This window comes from Chryseobacterium suipulveris (genome assembly GCF_022811685.1).
Taxonomy (GTDB): Bacteria; Bacteroidota; Bacteroidia; order Flavobacteriales; family Weeksellaceae; genus Kaistella; species Kaistella suipulveris.
Window position 1 is genome coordinate 1,685,583 of the sequence record NZ_CP094532.1, and the last position, 18,004, is coordinate 1,703,586.

The following is an 18,004-nucleotide window of genomic DNA, read 5'->3' on the forward strand; positions in this document are numbered from 1 at the left end:
TTGGAAATAGAAACACGGAAATATTAAAATGTGGATAAATCCCCAGCGAAATCCACCGATATTTTACCCACATTTTAATATTTACAACAGCGACAACAGCGGAAATTTTTACAACTAAATTTTTTCTTTTATCTGAAAAATTAAAGCGGAGGGAAAACCACCTTTGCAGAAGAAAAAAGGCGGTTGGAAAAAGCATTTTGTATAATGTTCCGACGGCTTTCTGCAGTGGCGACCGTTACGCAAAGAATTTTCGGAGCCATTGCATAAAACCGAATTATACGAAGTGGTTTGTTTGCGGTGGGATTTTCTTCTGCAAAGGTGGTTTTTGCGTTGGACTTTCAGGGACTGAATTTATTTTTTTCAATTGAAAGAAAAATGAGTAAATTTGAGGAAAAGAAAAGGAGTTCTTTGCTGAAAAAGAAAGCCCTCGCGCGAGGAAAAAGTTGTGCAGGAGTATGTTCTGAATAATCCACTGATGTATAATGATCCGAGCGGGGAGCTGTTCTGGTTTGCGGCATTGGCAGTTGCTTTAAAAAGTGTATTTTGGGCTGGAGTAGTTGCTGGGGCGATAGGTGGAGCAATCATAGGAAGTGCACTTTATTTAGGACAAGCTGCTATTACGGGTAACTTCTCTTGGGGTGGTTTTGCGAAATCATTTTTTATGGGAGCTTTAACAGGGGCAGTCGCAGGAGGTCTAGGACAAGTTTTTAGTGCGGGCGGATTTTGGGCAACTGTAGGCAATGGTGCTTTGGCGGGAGCTGGTAGTGGCGGAGTAACTTCTCTAATAAATGGAACAAATTTCTTAGAAGGATTAGCAACAGGTGCTGTTATCGGTGGAGCAATTGGTGCGGTGAGTTATTCAATAAATTTCTATTCAAAAGGTGGCGGTAAGGAAGCGGGTGCTAGATTCTGGAGTGGAAAAGCCAAATTAGATTTGTCAAAAGGATATGGTGCACACGGTGTTGATACAAAAGTATTAAATTCTGAAATTGATGCTACTTATGTAGGAGAATATAAAGGTGTCAAAGTATATGAGTCATCTGTTGGTTTCGGAAAAGGTGCTCAATCAGGAGGATTAACCTTGCCTCCTAACAAAATGGTGGTAGGAAAAGGTGCTTACGCTTTAAGAGATATCTTTGGAGATTCAGGAACTTATGATCTTTTTACCCACGAATTTGGACACATCCTACAAGCAAAAAAGGTTGGTGAGGCTGCATTCTATGATATTATTGCTCCAAGCAGTGGTTATAGTGCAACTGTAAATTCATACAGAGGTCATAATCAATTTTGGACTGAAACTTGGGCTAATCAATTATCTTATGATTACTTTACCAATAGAAATTTACCCTTTAATCTTTTAGAGAATATTGCTAAACCGCTTTCACAGAAGTATATTGATATTTTCACTAAATACCTTTCAATAAGAGGTTTCAGCATTCCTACATCTTGGAATAAAATCCCATAAAAAAAACATATGAAAAATATATTATTAATTAATTTCCTTCTTATTATTTCTTGCACTTCAAGAATCAAGGATGGCGCCAATTTGACCGTCTATAATGAGACTCCATCTGATATCTATATAATAGATAGATACACAATAGACAAAAAAACAAAAAAAAATATAGATATCTTTGACAATGGTTTTAGTAGTGATAGAAATAAAAAAATAATTCATTTAAAAGATAATTTAATCACTATGTACACTAACAAGACAATTTTTTTTCCTTTGAAAGATTATGAAAATAATAAGATTTATAACTCTCTAATATTTTATTTTATAAAAAGAGAAGATTTAGGGAAAACAAAACAAGAAATATTTGAAAAAAAACTGTATGATAGTATACGTATAAATTTAGATAAATTTCATCAAGAAGGTAGTGATAATCATCTTTATATAGAAGAAAATAAATCCGAGTTTAAAAATAATTGAACAAAAAAAGGCTGTCGTTCGACTAGTCATGGTCGGAAGAAAATTCCGGCCATTTTTTATGTTAAGTTTTAAAAACCTTGTCGGGATTTCCTCCAGCAAAAATGATTAATATAGCGGTAATCATATCCCGAATTTCCATTGCAATACGTCTTTTGGCGGTTTTGTATCCCAAATCGTTTACTTTTTTATAAATCAGAAGTAGCATAGAAGCAATCATGGTCATATAAATCATTACTTCGATTCCGTTTTTGTTCATTGATACCAAATGACTTAGATTGAGTTCCTGCTTTAGGAATCTAAAAAACACTTCAATATCCCAACGTTTTCTGTAATAATCTGCAATTTCTTTTGCCGAAAGTTCAAATTCATTGGTCAAAAACCAAAATTCTTTGTCTTTTTTTTCGTTTTTGATGACTACTAGTCGGAAACAAGTTTCTACTTTTTCTTCACGATGATGAATATTCCCACGTTTATTCAAAACTGGTTTTCCAGTGTAAAGCTTTACTTTGCTGTCTTTCATCACTTCCCAGTCATCCCATTTTTGAGATTTTTTTCCATCAAGAAAAGATTCTATTTCTTCAAATTTGCGGTTTTCTTTACTTCGGATAATGAATTTTACCGATTTTTCATCAAAATCTTTCATCACTCTTGTGGATTGCAAACCCCTGTCTATCACGTAAATATTCTCGTGATGTTCTTCTTTTTTTACTTGTTTCAGAATAGCTTCGGGAAGTGCGGCTTCCTCTGACGAATATTTTTGTCCAGTAAAGACTTCGACACCTGAAGGCAAAATTCCATCAAATGAAAAACTGAATTTCACCAGTTTCTTCCCACTTTTCTGGTCGATTCCTTCTTTGAGTTTGGCGCAGGTATCGGCAACAATGGTGCTGTCAACCCTGATTAGGTTGTACTTTTCGATTTCGGTCTTCGAATAAAGTTCAGAAAACCTTCCGTACATCTGCTCGTAAATTTCTTTAAAATAATTGGAATCGATTTTGGAAAGCCTTTCAGAGATAGAACTTCTGCGTACTTTTTCCTCTTCACCCAAACCAAACAAGGCTTTGAAACCACTGCTGTTAAAGGTGTCTTCTAAGGTTCTTTGGCTTAATTTTTCATTATCAAAAATACAAAATAAAAGCAAATAAAACATTTTCTTACCGTGAAGCACTTTGCTATAGTGGTCTACTTTAGAAGTTGCAGAAAGATGGGTTAAAAGCGCTTCGGGAATAAACTCCAAAACTTGCTTGAGGGAGATTTTGTGGTCTTTAAAAACTGACATAATTAATTGATTATCAGCTATAAAGATACGAAATTAAATTCAAATAAACAAGTTAAATAATTGATAATCAACCTGTTAAATCACTTCATCTTCACAACAAAAAAAACAAAAAAGTCGGAAGAAAAATCTTCCGACCATGACTAGTCGTTCGACAGTCTTTTTTGTATTATAGAGCAGCAATATTTTTAAGTTTTGCGGCTTTGATAAAAGCGTCGATGGTAGCGAAGATGTGGCTTTTGGTGTCGTTGTCCAGTTCTTGTATCGCCTTTAGTTTTTTCAGGGTGTCGTTGTCAATCTGCTCATATTCTCCGTCTTTTACGAGATAATCCAGCGTTACGCCAAGAGCATCAGCAATTTTTGTAGCCACTTCAATAGAGGGAACATTTTCCCCACGCTCATATTTTCCTATAATGTCTCCAGAGGTTCCAATGGTTTTGCCAAGGTCGCTCTGCTTTATTTTTTTTTGTTTTCTGGCAAAAGCCAATCTGTCTGCAAAAGCCATAAATAAGTCGTTTTTATGAGTTATAAACTAAAGATTAGCAAATATAAGCAACTTATAAGTTAGATAAAAATAAAATAATACTTGCATATAAAAGTTAAATGAGTTAGATTTGTGAGGTATTTGTCAGATAAAATATTTTCAAAAATTTTTAGTCTATGGAAATCTCCGAAATCAAAAATCGTTTAAGCCTCTCCGAGGTTCTACACCATTACAATCTACAGCCTAAAAACAATATGCTGAAATGTTTCCACCACGAAGACAAGAAACCAAGTATGCAGGTGAATTTGGAGAAGAATTTTTATAAATGCCACAGTTGTGGGAAAACAGGCGATGTCATCCAGTTTATAGAAGATTTTGAAAACTTAGATAAGCATAATGCAATTTTAAAAGCACAATCTTTAATTGGTTCAGAAGTTCCAACAATGATAAAACCGAAAATTGAAAATAAAAGTCAGTCCGACACGGTATTTTTGGAAAAAATTTTTAAAACGTTCCGAAAAGGTATCTACAACTCCAATCCAGCGAAGGAATATGCGGAAAAGAGAAATCTAAAAGTAGCATTGGGAGAAAACAAGGAGGGGCTGGAAATCGGCTTCAACTCGGGACAATTCCACCACGGAGAACGGAAAGACGAGGAACTGATTAAAAAATCTTTGGAAGCGGGATTGTTGATTGACAAAGGAATTTTGGGAAGAACAGGGGAAAAAGCGTTTGGAATTTTTGCGAATAAATGTCTGATTTTTCCTTTAAGGAATAAAGAAAACGAGATTGTAAGCTTTTACGGAAGAAGTATTTTTGAAAACAAGGAAGCGAAACACTTCTATTTGAGAAACCGAAGCGGAATTTATCCAGCTTATCCAAAAAAGGAAACGAAGAAACTTATTTTAACAGAAGCGATAATCGACTGTGCAAGTTTACTGCAAATACGACAAATAAAGGAAAATTACAGTTTAATCAGTTGCTTTGGAACAAACGGTTTAAACGAAGAGATTTTACAAGCAATAAAAGAACTCAAGAATTTAGAAGAAATTATTTTTTGTTTTGATAATGATAAAGCAGGAAAAACCGCAGTAGAAAAATATGCCAATCAATTATTAATGGTTAATTATAAATTGTTAATTACAAATGTGGAACTTCCTAACAAAGATATAAACGAAACTCTGCAACTCCACAGTGAAGAAATATTTTTGGAACTTTTAGAGAACCGAAAAGATATTTTTCTTTCAAATGAAAATAAAAAAATTATTGTTACCGAAGCAGAACCAAGAGCAGAACCAAAAAATAATATTGATTTTTTAAAGCAGAAAAATTTACTGCAGGAACTCAATAAGCTCATAGAAAAAGCGGGAATCATCGGGGAAGAAAACAGCAGATTATTACTGTTTTTGATTACAATCAGTTACCTAAACAAAAGTCCGCTACACGGAATTGTGCAGGGAAGTTCGGGAAGCGGAAAAACCCACATTATCTCAAGGATTGCGGACCTGATGCCACAGGAAGATGTCTTAAGATTTACAAGAATTACGGAGAGTTCTCTTTATAATTGGGGAGAATTTGATTTATTTCAAAAAATCATAATTATTGAAGATCTGGACGGATTAAAGGAAGATGCACTTTATGCGTTAAGGGAATTTATCTCCAACCAAGTTTTAAGAAGTTCGGTAACCATCAAAGATAAAAAGGGAAACAACAAGTCTTCCCACAAAATCGTGAAAGGACAGTTCAGCAGTTTATCTGCGACAACCAAGGGCGAATTATACGAGGACAATATGAACAGGAGCTTTATCATCGCCATCAATGAAAGCGAGGAACAGACGGAGAAAATAATATCCTACCAAAACCGCAGAAATGCGGGAGAAATCGACAGAAACGAGCAGGAAAAGGCGATTGGTTTTATTCAAAAATTGGTAAGAAATCTAAAGCATTACGAGGTGGTAAATCCTTATGCAACACAGATACAGCTACCTAATAATGTAAAAAATAAAAGACGTTTAAATGAAATGTTCCAATCGACTATTAAGCAAATAACCCTATTACACCAATATCAGAGAGAAATATCCTCCTCCAGCTCCTCCAAAGGAGGAGAGCAATATTTGGTTACGGAAATAGAGGATGTTGAGAATGCCGTAGAAATCTTATTTGAAAGCATCATTTTAAAAATAGACGAACTGGACGGAAGTTTAAGACAGTTTTTTGAAAAATTGAAGAAAGCCTTTACGGACAATCATTTTACACGGTTTGATGCAATGGGAATTACGGGGTTTAAAAAGACACAGTTGCAGTTTTATCTCAATGAATTGGTACGATTGGAATATTTAAAACAGATTGGCTTTGCGAACAAAGGATTTAAATATAAAGTTTCTTATAGCGACAATATCCAGAAAGTTAGGAAAGATTTAAAAGAAGCTTTTACGAAACAGCTGGAAGAACTTAAACTGAACGCTACCGAACACAAGCGAACGCCAAACGGAAGCGAAACGAACGCTAAAGCACAACCTATGACCATCTAAATCTCTTATTATCAAATCTTTATTAGTTACAATTGGTTATCGTTCGGAAAAATCGAAAATATTACAAAAGCAAAAAGGCCATATGTGAATGGAAAATGAAGTTTTAACGGAATACCGACACTATTTAAAATCCCTTGGCTACAAAGAAGATGCGGTTATAAAAAGAATAAAGTCGGTCAGAAAATTTTTAGATTTTGCACAAAAACACTACGCTGAAATCACCTCGGAAGATTTAGAAAAATATTACCAATATCTACAAGAAAAGCCCAACAGGTTTAAGGCTGAAAAAGGCATCAAGCAAAGCACCATTTTACAGTATATCCGAAACGTGGAGCAGTTTTACGAAATGCTCGCAGAGTATGGGAAACTTGGGGAACCCATCACGATAAATCCTGAAGCTAGAGAAGATGATATTTTTGTAAGAGAAATTTTGTCTCAAGAAGAAATCCAAAAACTTTACGAAGTAGCAGGAGAATTACAAGAAAAAATCATTTTACACCTTGCCTACGGATGCGGACTGCGTGCAGGAGAACTGGTAAAAGCGAATAAAGAAGATGTCTATCTGAAGGAAAATCTTTTAATCGTTCCGAGGGGAAAGTTTAACAAAAGAAGAATAATCCCACTTACAGAAACCATAAAAAATGATTTGGAACTTTTTATTTCAATTGAAAGAAAAGATTTTGAAGAGAAAACACCGCTTTTACTTCATTCCAAAGGCGGAAGAATACAAGAGTGGACATTGAATAGAATTTTAAAAAAGATGCTCAAAAAAATAAAAATTAGCGATGAAATCGACGAAGGAGATTCGCCGACCTCGTGGAGGCAAAGAATAAAGAAAATATCAATCCACAGTCTACGCCACAGCATAGCCACGCACCTTTTAGAAAACGGAATGGCGATGGAAAAGGTAAAAGAGTTTTTGGGACACAAGAATTTGGAAACCACGGAGATTTATACAAGAATATCTAAAAAATTATTAAAAGATTTAAGGATTTAGAAATTAGGAAATTATGCATAATAATGGAAAAGTCCCCTTTGGGGATTTAGGGGCTTATATCGAAAAAAACTACAGGAATAAAAGTTTATTCACCACAATACGGCACTATTTAAGTTACCAAAGAAACGCAGAAACCGCCCAACTAAAAGACATCTTACAGTATATTGAATACTTACGGAAACAGGACCTGAATCCTAAAACCGTCAGAAACCATCTCTTTGCAGTCAAAATCTACTATAACTATCTACAGGAAACAGGGCGGAGAAAAACCCACCCCTGCAAAAAATTACAACTCAAAGACCAACTCAACACGAGTGTAGCCACAGAAAAACTATACACATCGGAAGAATTGGAACAGTTTTACCAAAACTATAAAAGCAGAGAAAAAGAATTGCAGACCAGAAACAAGGTAATCATCAGTTTGCTTGTCTACCAAGCCTTACAGGTTACGGAAATCACGAAATTACAACTGCAGGATATTGATTTAGAGAAAGGAGAAATTATCATCAACAAAGAGAAACTAAACTCTAAAAAATCTTGGGGAAACAGCAGGATATTACCGTTGAAAGCCAACCAGATCCTACTTTTTTACCAGTACTTAAAATGGAGGGAAACATTGTTGGAAAATTTAAACAAAGAATCTGAAACCTTTATACTGACAAAACAGGGAAATACTTTAAACCCCCATTTAATCAGCAATTTAATCAATGAAGAAAAAGGGCAAAGATTTTTACCGTTGAAAATAAGGCAGTCCGTCATTGCAAATTTGTTGAAGGAAAAGAACGATTTACGTTTGGTCCAGGTCTTTACGGGACACAAGAAAAGTTCCACCACGGAAAGATACCGACTCACGGAATTGGAGGAACTCCAAAATGCGGTAAATAATTTTCACCCGATACAATAGTCCACCGCTTGCATTTTGAATTAAATATCCCGCCCTCCGAATAAAAAAGCCATTTTCGCCGACACCTTTTCCAACGCTTCCCGACGCATTACCGCCACAGCAAGTTACATAATCAAAATTATGGTCAAACTGCCCACGCAAACCGTTGTTCTCCACTCCGCAGGCTCCGCTCCGCACAAACCAGCCGCATCTTCGCCCATAATTTGGGATTATGTAAAATGCCTTCCTTTGCTCCGTTTTTGAAAAAAACTCCGCTTCCAACGCTTTTAGCCAAACACTTTCCCGAAACCTTTTCCAGCCCGAGAAAAAGACTTTTTTGCCAACGCTTCCCACCCTTTTTATAGGAAAAATGCTCCCACGCTCTGAAAGTTCTTCGGTAGAAAATTTGGAAATAGAAACACGGAAATATTAAAATGTGGATAAATCCCCAGCGAAATCCACCGATATTTTACCCACATTTTAATATTTACAACAGCGACAACAGCGGAAATTTTTACAACTAAATTTTTTCTTTTATCTGAAAAATTAAAGCGGAGGGAAAACCACCTTTGCAGAAGAAAAAAGGCGGTTGGAAAAAGCATTTTGTATAATGTTCCGACGGCTTTCTGCAGTGGCGACCGTTACGCAAAGAATTTTCGGAGCCATTGCATAAAACCGAATTATACGAAGTGGTTTGTTTGCGGTGGGATTTTCTTCTGCAAAGGTGGTTTTTGCGTTGGACTTTCAGGGACTGAATTTATTTTTTTCAATTGAAAGAAAAATGAGTAAATTTGAGGAAAAGAAAAGGAGTTCTTTGCTGAAAAAGAAAGCCCTCGCGCGAGGAAAAAGTTGTGCAGGAGTATGTTCTGAACAACCCGCTGATGTACAATGATCCGAGTGGGGAACTATTTTGGTTTGCGGCTTTGGTGCCGATAATTGGTAAATTTTTCGCAGCAGTTGTAGCTGGAGCTATAGGGGGAGCTATTATAGGAAGTGCATTATATTTGGGACAGGCGTTCATCACTGGTAATTTTTCCTGGGGCGGTTTTGCGAAATCTTTTTTTGTAGGAACTTTGACTGGCGCAATATCAGGCGGATTGGGACAGGTCTTTAGCGCTGCAGGGTTCTGGGCGACAGTTGGCAATGGTGCTTTGGCTGGAGCGGGAAGCGGAGGTATCACTTCTTTAATTAACGGCACAAATTTCTTCGAGGGATTAATAAAAGGTGCGGTAATTGGTGGAATTGTTGGAGGAGTAAGTTGGGGTATCAGAAATATGACTAATAATAAAGTGACTTCAGACCATGGGATAGAAGTTGATTCTCAATCACAAAATAATCCGTCCCAATCTGCAGATGCAAATGATGCTAAAGAAACATTCAACAAAAATTGGAAAAAAGCATATGAAAGTACTGAAAATGTTAAAAAAACATACTTAATGAAAAAGGGAAGTATTCCAAGCGGGTATAAAGTAGACCCGCAGACTGGAGCCTTCATTAAAGATGGTAATAGTTATAATGGAGTAGCACGAACAACGTATGCAAGTGGAGAAACAGGAGCTAAAGCTCTATACACAAAAATATACCTTGCAGACTCTGCTTATTCTTCAGTTGGTCAGTTGAATTATACAATGGGGCATGAATTAGGACATGCCGTAATAAATAACAATTTTGGATTCAATAACGAATATAATAAAATTATTTCTGAAATAAGCTTATTAGACACTCAAGCTCATAGAGCAATTCAGTTTACTGGACAAAAATTTCTAAATTTGAATAGTTGGCAAAGTTTAGGAATAACCGGTGCTTATAATAATAGTTTTTTAGGAGGTATATATCCAGAAAATAATTTGATAAGATTATTGAAACCACTAATTATAAAAATAAGATGAAAATATTTATCTGCCTTTACATATTATTACTAACAAGTTGTATTAATAATAATCAAATTTTTGTAAGAGAAATTGCAAATAATAAAGATACTAACATTATGGTGTTTGAGATAGAAAATAACTCTAAATGTAATTTTTATCTTTTCAATCCTGAATTATATTTGATTAACAATAAAAATCAAACGATACGAACAGAAGTTATTGCACCCACTTTAAAAAAAAACCATCAAATAGATAGTTTGATATGTAAAATTTACGATTATGAATTTTGTGAGAAAGATAGTATTTTTACAAAAGCACTATTATTACCTGCGAATCAAAAAAATATATTGAAATTTAAATATTTTTTAAATAAAAGAGATAAAATTAATAATTATACAATAATTTTCCCCTACAATGAAAACTTAAAAGATAGTAAAAATCGAATAAAAATCAGAAAACTTAAAAATAAACTATCTTTATTAAATATATTTCCCTCTTATGAACTTTTTATTGATAAAATCAACAAAGATTTTTAGTTAATTTTTAGAAAAGAAATTTAAAAAGAAAAATTAAATTAGTGGAATATTCCAAAACGCTAATTTACTTACATAAAGAATTAATAAACGGAAATTAATAAAAGAGCAGCGGTTCATTCAAATTTTTGCACAAGGACTACCTTGGAAGTATCTTGGCCATAACGGATGAGCAAGGCAATAAACTGGAGCAACACCATTTCGATGCGTTAGGCAACCTCACGCACCTGAAGATCGGCAATGGCGCAATCATTACGGACAAGGAGCAGATCAGAACTTATTTATCTGACGGCAACCTTATTGTAGATCGTGGTTACACTTCTCACGAGCATTTTGTGGAGGTCGGGTTGATCCACATGAACGGAAGGTTGTACGATCCTCTTCTGAAAAGGTTCCTAAATGCCGACGAGAACATACAGGATCCGCACAACACGCAGAACTACAACAAGTACGGGTACGTGCTGAACAACCCGCTGATGTATAATGACCCGAGCGGGGAGATATTTTGGTTTGCCGCACTCGTCCCGATCATGGGCAAGTTTTTTGCCGCTGTTGTGGCGGGGGCAATCGGGGGTGCCATCATAGGAAGTGCGATGTACTTAGGACAGGCGGCCATAACGGGTAATTTTTCCTGGGGAGGTTTTGCGAAGTCGTTTTTCATGGGTGCTTTAACGGGGGCCGTCTCCGCCGGTTTTGGACAGGTCTTCAGTGCTGCGGGGTTCTGGGCAAGCGTAGGGAATGGTGCTCTAGCGGGAGCGGGAAGCGGCGGGGTTGTCTCGCTTATCAACGGGACAAATTTCTTCGAAGGAGTTTTAACAGGTGCTGTGATTGGTGGAGTTATAGGGGGAGTATCATATTCCATTAGACATTTAGTGTATAATAAATCTTATAAATATAAAGGAGTGAGTAGTGATGATTTGAAAGAGCTCGCAGATAGTAACTACGATTCAGGAGTAAGTGAACATGAATTGGAATGCAATATTTCTGAGACGAAAAATGAGCTTTTTTCTTCAACTAAAGAAAGTTTTGGAGTTGAAAAGTATGGTTTAGGCAAGTCTGCTGCGAATGGTTATTTAGATATGGGTGAAAATGGGACTAAAAAATTTCTAGCATATACCGCAGAAAGGAATTATTGGACTGGGAAATCAAATGTTTTGATTTCAAATAGAGGGGCAGGAGACAAATATTTATTAAAATATCTAATGCTTCATGAGACTGGACATGCTTGGGAAAATGCAAATTTTATTGGAACATTAAATATCAATTACGCTGGAAAAACAATGTTTGATGTGCGCTTGGACACCACATCTCATTTAGCATTGTCTTCTTTGGAACATGATATTGCAAATAAAAATCTAATGAACTTTAGACCAAGCAATTATTTTATTAGCCAATATAATATTCAGCAAACTATATTCAATTTAAATAGTTCTGAATTAAATAGTTTCAACAGTCTTCATAAGTTATTCACACCTATTTTTAATAGAATTATTAAATGATATGCAAAAAATGAAATTTTTATTGATATTACTATTTTCAATGAATTATTCACAAAATTTAGAATTTACAATAGATTCTAAAATATATTTTGAAAAGGAACTTATTGAAAACATTCTGTATAATAGTAAGACTGGGGTTTATCAAGAGGCTAATTTTGATAGATATACTTTTATAGATACATTAAACTTAAAAAAAGAAGTTTTTACCGCTAATATTTATTTAAACCCAAAACAACGAAAAAAAATTGATAGTTTATTTTATAAGAGTAGCTTATGTAAAAATAGAGCTATTCTAAATTCTATGGGGCAAACATCTTATTCGGATACTAATATTAATTTCTATTACAAAAATAAAAGAATTAATAACAATGCAGAAAAAATGAATGCTTTTGAATTAGAAAAATTTAGAATAATACTAAATGAAATTCTAAATTGTGTAAGAAACAGTGATGAGTACAAAAAAGTTTTTTTTTGGAAATATGAAAAAAAATAACAGATATTTATAAACGATACCGTATGGTATTCGCACAACACCCAGAATTACAACAAGTATGGTTATGTGCTGAACAATCCGATGATTTATTCGGATCCGAGTGGCGAGTTCATTTGGTTCGTTGTTGGAGCGGTAATTGGAGCTTATGTTACGGGGGCAAAAGCTAACGGTTCATTTAATCCCTTAAAGTGGGACTGGAAAGCAACGGGCGGACAGATTTTGTTAGGAGCTGCCTTTGGAGCAATCAGTGGCGGAGTGGGCGCCATTGCAGGTGGCTCAGCTGCAGCTTTTGCCGCATCCTCATTAGGTATACAGGGCGGTATCTTAGGTGGTGCGATTGCGGGCTTGGCGGGTGGTGCAGTAGGCGGTGCCATAGGTGGATTAGGAAATTCAATGGTATTTGGAGAAAGTATTGGTCGGGGAATAGTGAGAGGGATGGTTGCGGGCGCGATTGGAGGTGCAGTAATTGGTGGAGTTTTGGGTGGTATTCAAACAGGATTGCAAAATCCTAAACTACCTGCAGGTGAAAAATTAAATATGATGACTGGCAACAAGGTTGCCGAAGGCAGAAGTGTTTGGGCTTTAAATAATACACCGAAACACATTGAGAATCCCACAACGACAATTGGGCAAGTGCCTAAGGTTGGGAAATTAGATGTTGGGGAAATGACAGGTGAATTTGAGAGAACTGTTGGATACAAAATAAATCCACAGACTGAACAATTTGAACCGATTTCAAGTTTCGAAAATCAAAATCCATTTATAGTAACACAAGATGGCGTGGTACTTCCAAGAAATGCATTTATACCGGAAAACTACATTGAAAATCCATTTAGAAACAATAGTTATGGAATTTTTAAGGATGGAAAATTTATTGAAAAAATTAGGATTGATCAAGGTACACTTCCTGGCTTTAAAGGACCAAATTCTAGTCATTTCCATATTGATGGCTCGAAAAAGCATATCTTCGATCCTACAAAATGGCCATTTTATAAAAAATAAGCAATGAACATACAAGATCTAGATTGGCATGATAGCCAATTATTAAGTGTTTTTATTAATAGGAAAAATCCTGGATTAATAGATGATATTGTATTTGAAATTAATTTCACTGAAGATGATACAAAGCAAATAGTTTTTAAAAACGTTTATTGGTCATCATTTGAGATGAATTTTGGTGTGATTGGAGAGGACTCTATTTTATATTTTAAGAAAAGTTACGACGATCCTAATATTTTGAGAATTAAAGAAAAATGGAAGGGATTGATAAATGACGTTGATTTGATTTCATATACTATACAGCTTAATTCAACCGCAAGTTGTATAAGAGTTATTTCTAAATCTGTTGAGATAAAAGATATATTATAGTATGATTAGCAGAATCTATTATTTGTCGAAGCGCTTGTTGAGTTAAAAAGTGTGACTGAGAAAGTGAATTGATTGGAATACGGCAACTTCCATTCAAGTTTTTATGAAAGAGGGATGGGTAAGAACTGCTTTCCCTTTTTAAATTATTTTATCATGGTAAAAATTTCAGATTTTATAAAAGAAGAAATCAATCATTTTACAGCCAATTTAATAATTGAAAAAGTTGATTTGGGCAAGAAATCGGGAAAATGTCAAGAGGAAATTATTTTCAATAGATATTCTTTAGAGATTTATTTTCTTAAGAATATTGTACTTATTTATGACGATATTTTTAATGAGGAAGAAGAGTTAAGTTTAGACTTAGAAAAGTTCATTAAGATCATTGAATGTTATAAATAGAATCCATTTTGATAAGGTCGTCTTTTCCTAATAGAAGCATTAAGCATTGTGTAGATAGTTTGTTTTTCCTCTGTTGCGCAAGGCAGAAGTGTTTGGGCTTTAAATAACACACCGAAACACATTGAGAATCCCACAACGACAATTGGGCAAGTGCCTAAGGTTGGGAAATTAGATGTTGGGGAAATGACAGGTGAATTTGAGAGAACTGTTGGATACAAAATAAATCCACAGACTGAACAACTTGAGCCGATTAGTTCCTTTGATTCTGGAGCTAAATCTTCATTAAATGGTTTTAGGTTAAATCAACATTATTCACAGTTAGAAAAATATGGAACAGCAGGCTATAAGGATTTACAAAACGGTAGAATAAGATATTATGGTGAATCCACAGTTAATAAATTTAATGATAATTATTTTAGAATGGTAAGAGAATGGGATCCTTCAACTAACTTAAAAAGAACTTGGTTTGAAACTCTAAATTCACAAAAACAAATAATACAAGTAAGACCTGAATTTGGGAATGGAGTTAAAATACATTACCGATTTGATAATAACGGAAATTATATTGGAAAATGGTAGTAAAAATTGAAGATGTTAAAAATGTCTACAGAAATATTATTTCTGGTTTAATTACATTGGAAGAAGCTGACAGATGGGCATGGAAATTAATCACAGAAAATGATAAAAATAATTTGTTTTATGATGATTTAAATGATGAAAAAATCATATGGAAAATGGTCATTTATCTCTATGGTATTGATATACCCGATCTTCAAACTAATATTCCACAAAGGACTAAAGAAGATATCCTGTTTTTTTTAAAATCAAATAATATTATCATTTAACAGGTTAACATTCTCGCTGCTTCTTGGGGTAAATCATTTCAGTATGGATAAGATGAAATTAATCTCACATTAAAGCCAAGATCGTATATTGACCGCTTTGGATCAGAAGGTGGAAAATTCGTATCACCAGCTGCAAAGTCTCCCGACTTTTGAGCCAACAAAAAAATCTCTATCTTTGAGCAAAGCAATGCCATGAAAGAGGGATACATTATCAGAGATCAAGAAAAACCGCACTTCATTATGTAAGTCTCCCTATTCGTTGGACAGGTTTATATCCTTTGTTTTTGTGAAAGAAAATATAAAATATTTCATTGTGGTGTAAAACCAAAAAAAGAAGTCCCTATTTCAAAAGCTTCACAATCTTACGATAGAAATTATCCGGCAGATTGTCTTGATTTTGGTAGTTATACGCGATCACGATTGTTGCACCAGTAGTCGGATTGTGCATCATGATGGAGCTGTAGCCGAAGAGTTCGCCGGTATGTCCCCAATATCCATCACCGAAAGTCAGCATTCCCAATCCATAAGTTGTTGCATGCTTGTCGGGAATTGGCAACCCGGTAAATCGTTGCGCTTGAATTTCACGGCTTAGAAGAGTTCCATGTACCAGATTCTCCACCCAGGTTTTCAGGTTTCCGGCATTGGAGATTATTGCTCCAGCCGCTCCTGCGTAAGACGGATCGAAATAGGTGCTTACATCAAAATCGTAAACATTGGGGTCTTGGTCGGTTTCGTAACCGTGAATATAGCTAAACGGCATGGATGGTCCGCCGGGAAAAGCCGTATGCCTAAGACGCAGCGGAGAAAGTATTCTGGACTGGTAATTTTCCGTAATTGTTTTTCCGGTTACTTTTTCTACAATCGCCCCTAAAATAATGGTGTTGCTGTTGCTGTAATACCCTTTCGTACCGGGTGTAAATTGAAGTTCTTCATTTTTTATTAAACCGATGATTTCTTCCGAAGTCCACTTGTGGAGCGGATCGCTATTGAAGATGCTTTGGAATCCTGGAGTTGCGGTATATTCCTTGATTCCACTGGTCATGTTGGCAAGATTCCTTATGGTTATTTTGTCGCCATTATGAAATTCAGGAATGAAGAGGGAGAGCTTGTCTTCAAGCTTCAACTTATTTTCATCTACCAGCTGAAGAATCATGGTGACCGTAAACGTTTTCGTGTTGCTTCCCGCCCGAAAAACAAACTCCGGCTTCACGGGGCTTTGTGTAGAAATATCGGCAATCCCTTTTCCTTTGAGATAAGTCAACCTTTTTTGTGGAGCCCAAACTCCGACTACCATTCCCGGCAGTTTTTGGGTACTAAGGATGGAGTCAGCCATTAAATCAATCTTATTGGCAAGCTGTATGTTTTCGTAGGGTATTTCGGCGCGGTTACAAGCTGAAAGCAGCAATACAGTGAATGAAGCGTACAAGAGGAGTTGTTTGAGGATTTTCATGGTTTTTAGTATTTTTTATTGAGGACTCATTGTGATTTATTTTATTGAACTGGTCATTTGTGCAGTAGTGGTGATTGCTTCGGTCCTCGCAATGACAAACATGATTAATAGAGTAAATTCTTGAATCATTCTCTTTTATAAGTTTGCAAAGTTTTTTCGACTAATCCAAATTAATGAACCGTTCGCGTGATCAGTGGATTTATCCGCAATCTTTGCGTTTTTTAGCTATTTTAAAAGCGGGACTATCTTTTGGTAAAGCTGATCCGGAGTTGCGGCAGCATTTTGCCAATTGTAAAAAATCACCACGGTATCTCCGCTTTTCGGATTATGCATCATGATTGAGGTATATCCCGGCAAACCGCCATTGTGCCCCCAAAATCTGTCATTGTTTGTAAAGTTTCCCATCGCATACACTGCGCCTCCGTCTTCACGGGGATGACCCACAAATCTTTCCTGCTGCATTTCTTTGGAGTTGAGCTTCCCACCGATCATGCTTTCCACCCAGGTTTTGACATCAAAAATGTTGGAGACCACCGCGCCCGAAACTCCCGCCCAAGACGGATCAAGATAGCTCGTGTAATCCTCTGTCGGTTTGTGGGTGGACTCATTAAGCCAATATCCGTGAACGCTGTTTGGAGGCAGTTTTTCGTCTGTAGGATAAAAGGTATGCTTTAGTTTCAGTTTTTTGAAGAAACGGTTTTCTAGTTCCTGAGAAGCTTTATTGCCCGTCACTTTTTCGATGATTGCTCCCAAAAGAATCGTGTTGGTGTTGCAGTAAAAAAGTTTTGTTCCGGGTTCGAACATCAACGGTTGATTTTTTACATAACCGATCAGTTCTTCCGTCTTCCATTTTCTTAGCGGGGTTTTCACCATCTGGTCTTGGAAATCGTCCAACATGGTATACGACGGGATTCCACTCGTCATGTTGCCCAACATTCTAAGCGTTATTTTTTCGCCATTCGGATAATCCGGAAAATACTTTGACAGCCGGTCGTCAAGCGAAAGTTTTTTCTCGTCGCTAAGCTGCATGATCGCCGTCACCACAAAAGTCTTCGTATTACTGCCGATGCGGAAGTATTGTTCCGGAGTCATCGGTTTCCGGTTTTCGGTGTCGCTCAGTCCCTTTCCTTTTACGTAGGTCAGCTTTTTTCGGGGAGACCAAACTCCCACCAACATTCCGGGAAGGTCGGTATTCGCGAGTACGGAATCTGCAAGTTGATCAACTTTCGCCGCAATCTGGTCGGATGAAAGTGATTTTGGAGTGTCCCTTAGTTTTTGCGAATAAATTGTGGAGGTGCTGCATCCAAGCAAAATCGAGATCGCCATGAACAGCGGTTTACTTGATTGTTGAACGCAATTATTGATACGAACAAATTGAAGCAATTGAGTTTTCATGAAAAAATTATTAGTGGTAACAAAGTTATGCTTTTTCAGAAAAAAGA

18 protein-coding genes are annotated in these 18,004 nt (G+C 36.0%); 14 read left to right on the forward strand and 4 right to left on the reverse strand.

Annotated elements, in window-relative coordinates:
- Positions 1 to 475 precede the first annotated feature (475 nt).
- Together MTP09_RS08015 and MTP09_RS08020 are read left to right on the forward strand one after the other, a co-directional pair.
- Positions 476 to 1,465 (forward strand): hypothetical protein, encoded by a 990-nt coding sequence (locus MTP09_RS08015; RefSeq protein ID WP_243547739.1) that lies wholly within the window; start codon positions 476 to 478, stop codon positions 1,463 to 1,465.
- Positions 1,466 to 1,474: 9 nt separating this feature from the next.
- Complete coding sequence (locus MTP09_RS08020) at positions 1,475 to 1,933, forward strand: hypothetical protein (protein ID WP_243547731.1); 459 nt, start codon at positions 1,475 to 1,477, stop codon at positions 1,931 to 1,933.
- A 61-nt stretch (positions 1,934 to 1,994) separates the two neighbouring features.
- Here MTP09_RS08020 and MTP09_RS08025 read toward each other — a convergent pair whose 3' ends face one another.
- Together MTP09_RS08025 and MTP09_RS08030 are read right to left on the reverse strand one after the other, a co-directional pair.
- Positions 1,995 to 3,212: an IS4 family transposase gene (locus tag MTP09_RS08025; RefSeq protein ID WP_213188435.1), complete on the reverse strand. Its 1,218-nt coding sequence runs from the start codon at positions 3,210 to 3,212 to the stop codon at positions 1,995 to 1,997.
- A 166-nt stretch (positions 3,213 to 3,378) separates the two neighbouring features.
- Positions 3,379 to 3,714 (reverse strand): helix-turn-helix domain-containing protein, encoded by a 336-nt coding sequence (locus MTP09_RS08030; RefSeq protein ID WP_243547732.1) that lies wholly within the window; start codon positions 3,712 to 3,714, stop codon positions 3,379 to 3,381.
- Positions 3,715 to 3,869: 155 nt separating this feature from the next.
- Between MTP09_RS08030 and MTP09_RS08035 the strand changes: the two genes are divergently transcribed.
- The 12 genes from MTP09_RS08035 (at position 3,870) to MTP09_RS08090 (ending at position 15,112) form a co-directional block, all read left to right on the forward strand.
- Positions 3,870 to 6,224 carry a CHC2 zinc finger domain-containing protein gene (locus MTP09_RS08035; protein ID WP_243547733.1) on the forward strand — a complete coding sequence of 785 codons (2,355 nt, stop codon included), beginning with the start codon at positions 3,870 to 3,872 and terminating at the stop codon, positions 6,222 to 6,224.
- Positions 6,225 to 6,312: 88 nt separating this feature from the next.
- Positions 6,313 to 7,221 (forward strand): tyrosine-type recombinase/integrase, encoded by a 909-nt coding sequence (locus tag MTP09_RS08040; RefSeq protein WP_243547735.1) that lies wholly within the window; start codon positions 6,313 to 6,315, stop codon positions 7,219 to 7,221.
- A 13-nt stretch (positions 7,222 to 7,234) separates the two neighbouring features.
- The gene (locus tag MTP09_RS08045) at positions 7,235 to 8,125 is read left to right on the forward strand and encodes a tyrosine-type recombinase/integrase (protein WP_243547737.1); all 891 of its coding nucleotides are present in this window, start codon (positions 7,235 to 7,237) and stop codon (positions 8,123 to 8,125) included.
- A gap of 860 nt (positions 8,126 to 8,985) precedes the next feature.
- The gene (locus tag MTP09_RS08050; RefSeq protein WP_243547741.1) at positions 8,986 to 9,993 is read left to right on the forward strand and encodes a hypothetical protein; all 1,008 of its coding nucleotides are present in this window, start codon (positions 8,986 to 8,988) and stop codon (positions 9,991 to 9,993) included.
- Positions 9,990 to 10,511: a hypothetical protein gene (locus tag MTP09_RS08055; protein WP_243547743.1), complete on the forward strand. Its 522-nt coding sequence runs from the start codon at positions 9,990 to 9,992 to the stop codon at positions 10,509 to 10,511. The genes MTP09_RS08050 and MTP09_RS08055 overlap by 4 nt, the downstream gene beginning before the upstream one ends.
- Before the next feature lie 125 nt (positions 10,512 to 10,636).
- Positions 10,637 to 12,007 (forward strand): RHS repeat domain-containing protein, encoded by a 1,371-nt coding sequence (locus tag MTP09_RS08060; RefSeq protein WP_243547745.1) that lies wholly within the window; start codon positions 10,637 to 10,639, stop codon positions 12,005 to 12,007.
- A 10-nt stretch (positions 12,008 to 12,017) separates the two neighbouring features.
- Positions 12,018 to 12,500 carry a hypothetical protein gene (locus tag MTP09_RS08065; protein ID WP_243547747.1) on the forward strand — a complete coding sequence of 161 codons (483 nt, stop codon included), beginning with the start codon at positions 12,018 to 12,020 and terminating at the stop codon, positions 12,498 to 12,500.
- Between the two features lie 66 nt (positions 12,501 to 12,566).
- The gene (locus tag MTP09_RS08070) at positions 12,567 to 13,502 is read left to right on the forward strand and encodes a hypothetical protein (protein WP_243547749.1); all 936 of its coding nucleotides are present in this window, start codon (positions 12,567 to 12,569) and stop codon (positions 13,500 to 13,502) included.
- A gap of 3 nt (positions 13,503 to 13,505) precedes the next feature.
- Positions 13,506 to 13,868: a hypothetical protein gene (locus MTP09_RS08075; protein WP_243547751.1), complete on the forward strand. Its 363-nt coding sequence runs from the start codon at positions 13,506 to 13,508 to the stop codon at positions 13,866 to 13,868.
- 72 nt (positions 13,869 to 13,940) lie between these two features.
- On the forward strand, positions 13,941 to 14,267 hold the full coding sequence (locus tag MTP09_RS08080) for a hypothetical protein (RefSeq protein ID WP_243547753.1): 327 nt from the start codon (positions 13,941 to 13,943) through the stop codon (positions 14,265 to 14,267).
- Between the two features lie 183 nt (positions 14,268 to 14,450).
- Positions 14,451 to 14,846, forward strand: a complete 396-nt coding sequence (locus MTP09_RS08085) for a hypothetical protein (protein WP_243547755.1) — start codon at positions 14,451 to 14,453, stop codon at positions 14,844 to 14,846.
- On the forward strand, positions 14,840 to 15,112 hold the full coding sequence (locus MTP09_RS08090; protein WP_243547757.1) for a hypothetical protein: 273 nt from the start codon (positions 14,840 to 14,842) through the stop codon (positions 15,110 to 15,112). Before MTP09_RS08085 ends, MTP09_RS08090 begins: the two co-directional genes overlap by 7 nt.
- A 340-nt stretch (positions 15,113 to 15,452) precedes the next feature.
- On the opposite strand, the gene MTP09_RS08095 is transcribed toward MTP09_RS08090, so the two are convergent.
- Positions 15,453 to 16,562, reverse strand: a complete 1,110-nt coding sequence (locus MTP09_RS08095; protein WP_243547759.1) for a serine hydrolase domain-containing protein — start codon at positions 16,560 to 16,562, stop codon at positions 15,453 to 15,455.
- 225 nt (positions 16,563 to 16,787) lie between these two features.
- Positions 16,788 to 17,888 carry a serine hydrolase domain-containing protein gene (locus MTP09_RS08100; RefSeq protein WP_243547762.1) on the reverse strand — a complete coding sequence of 367 codons (1,101 nt, stop codon included), beginning with the start codon at positions 17,886 to 17,888 and terminating at the stop codon, positions 16,788 to 16,790.
- Between the last annotated feature and the right edge of the window lie 116 nt (positions 17,889 to 18,004).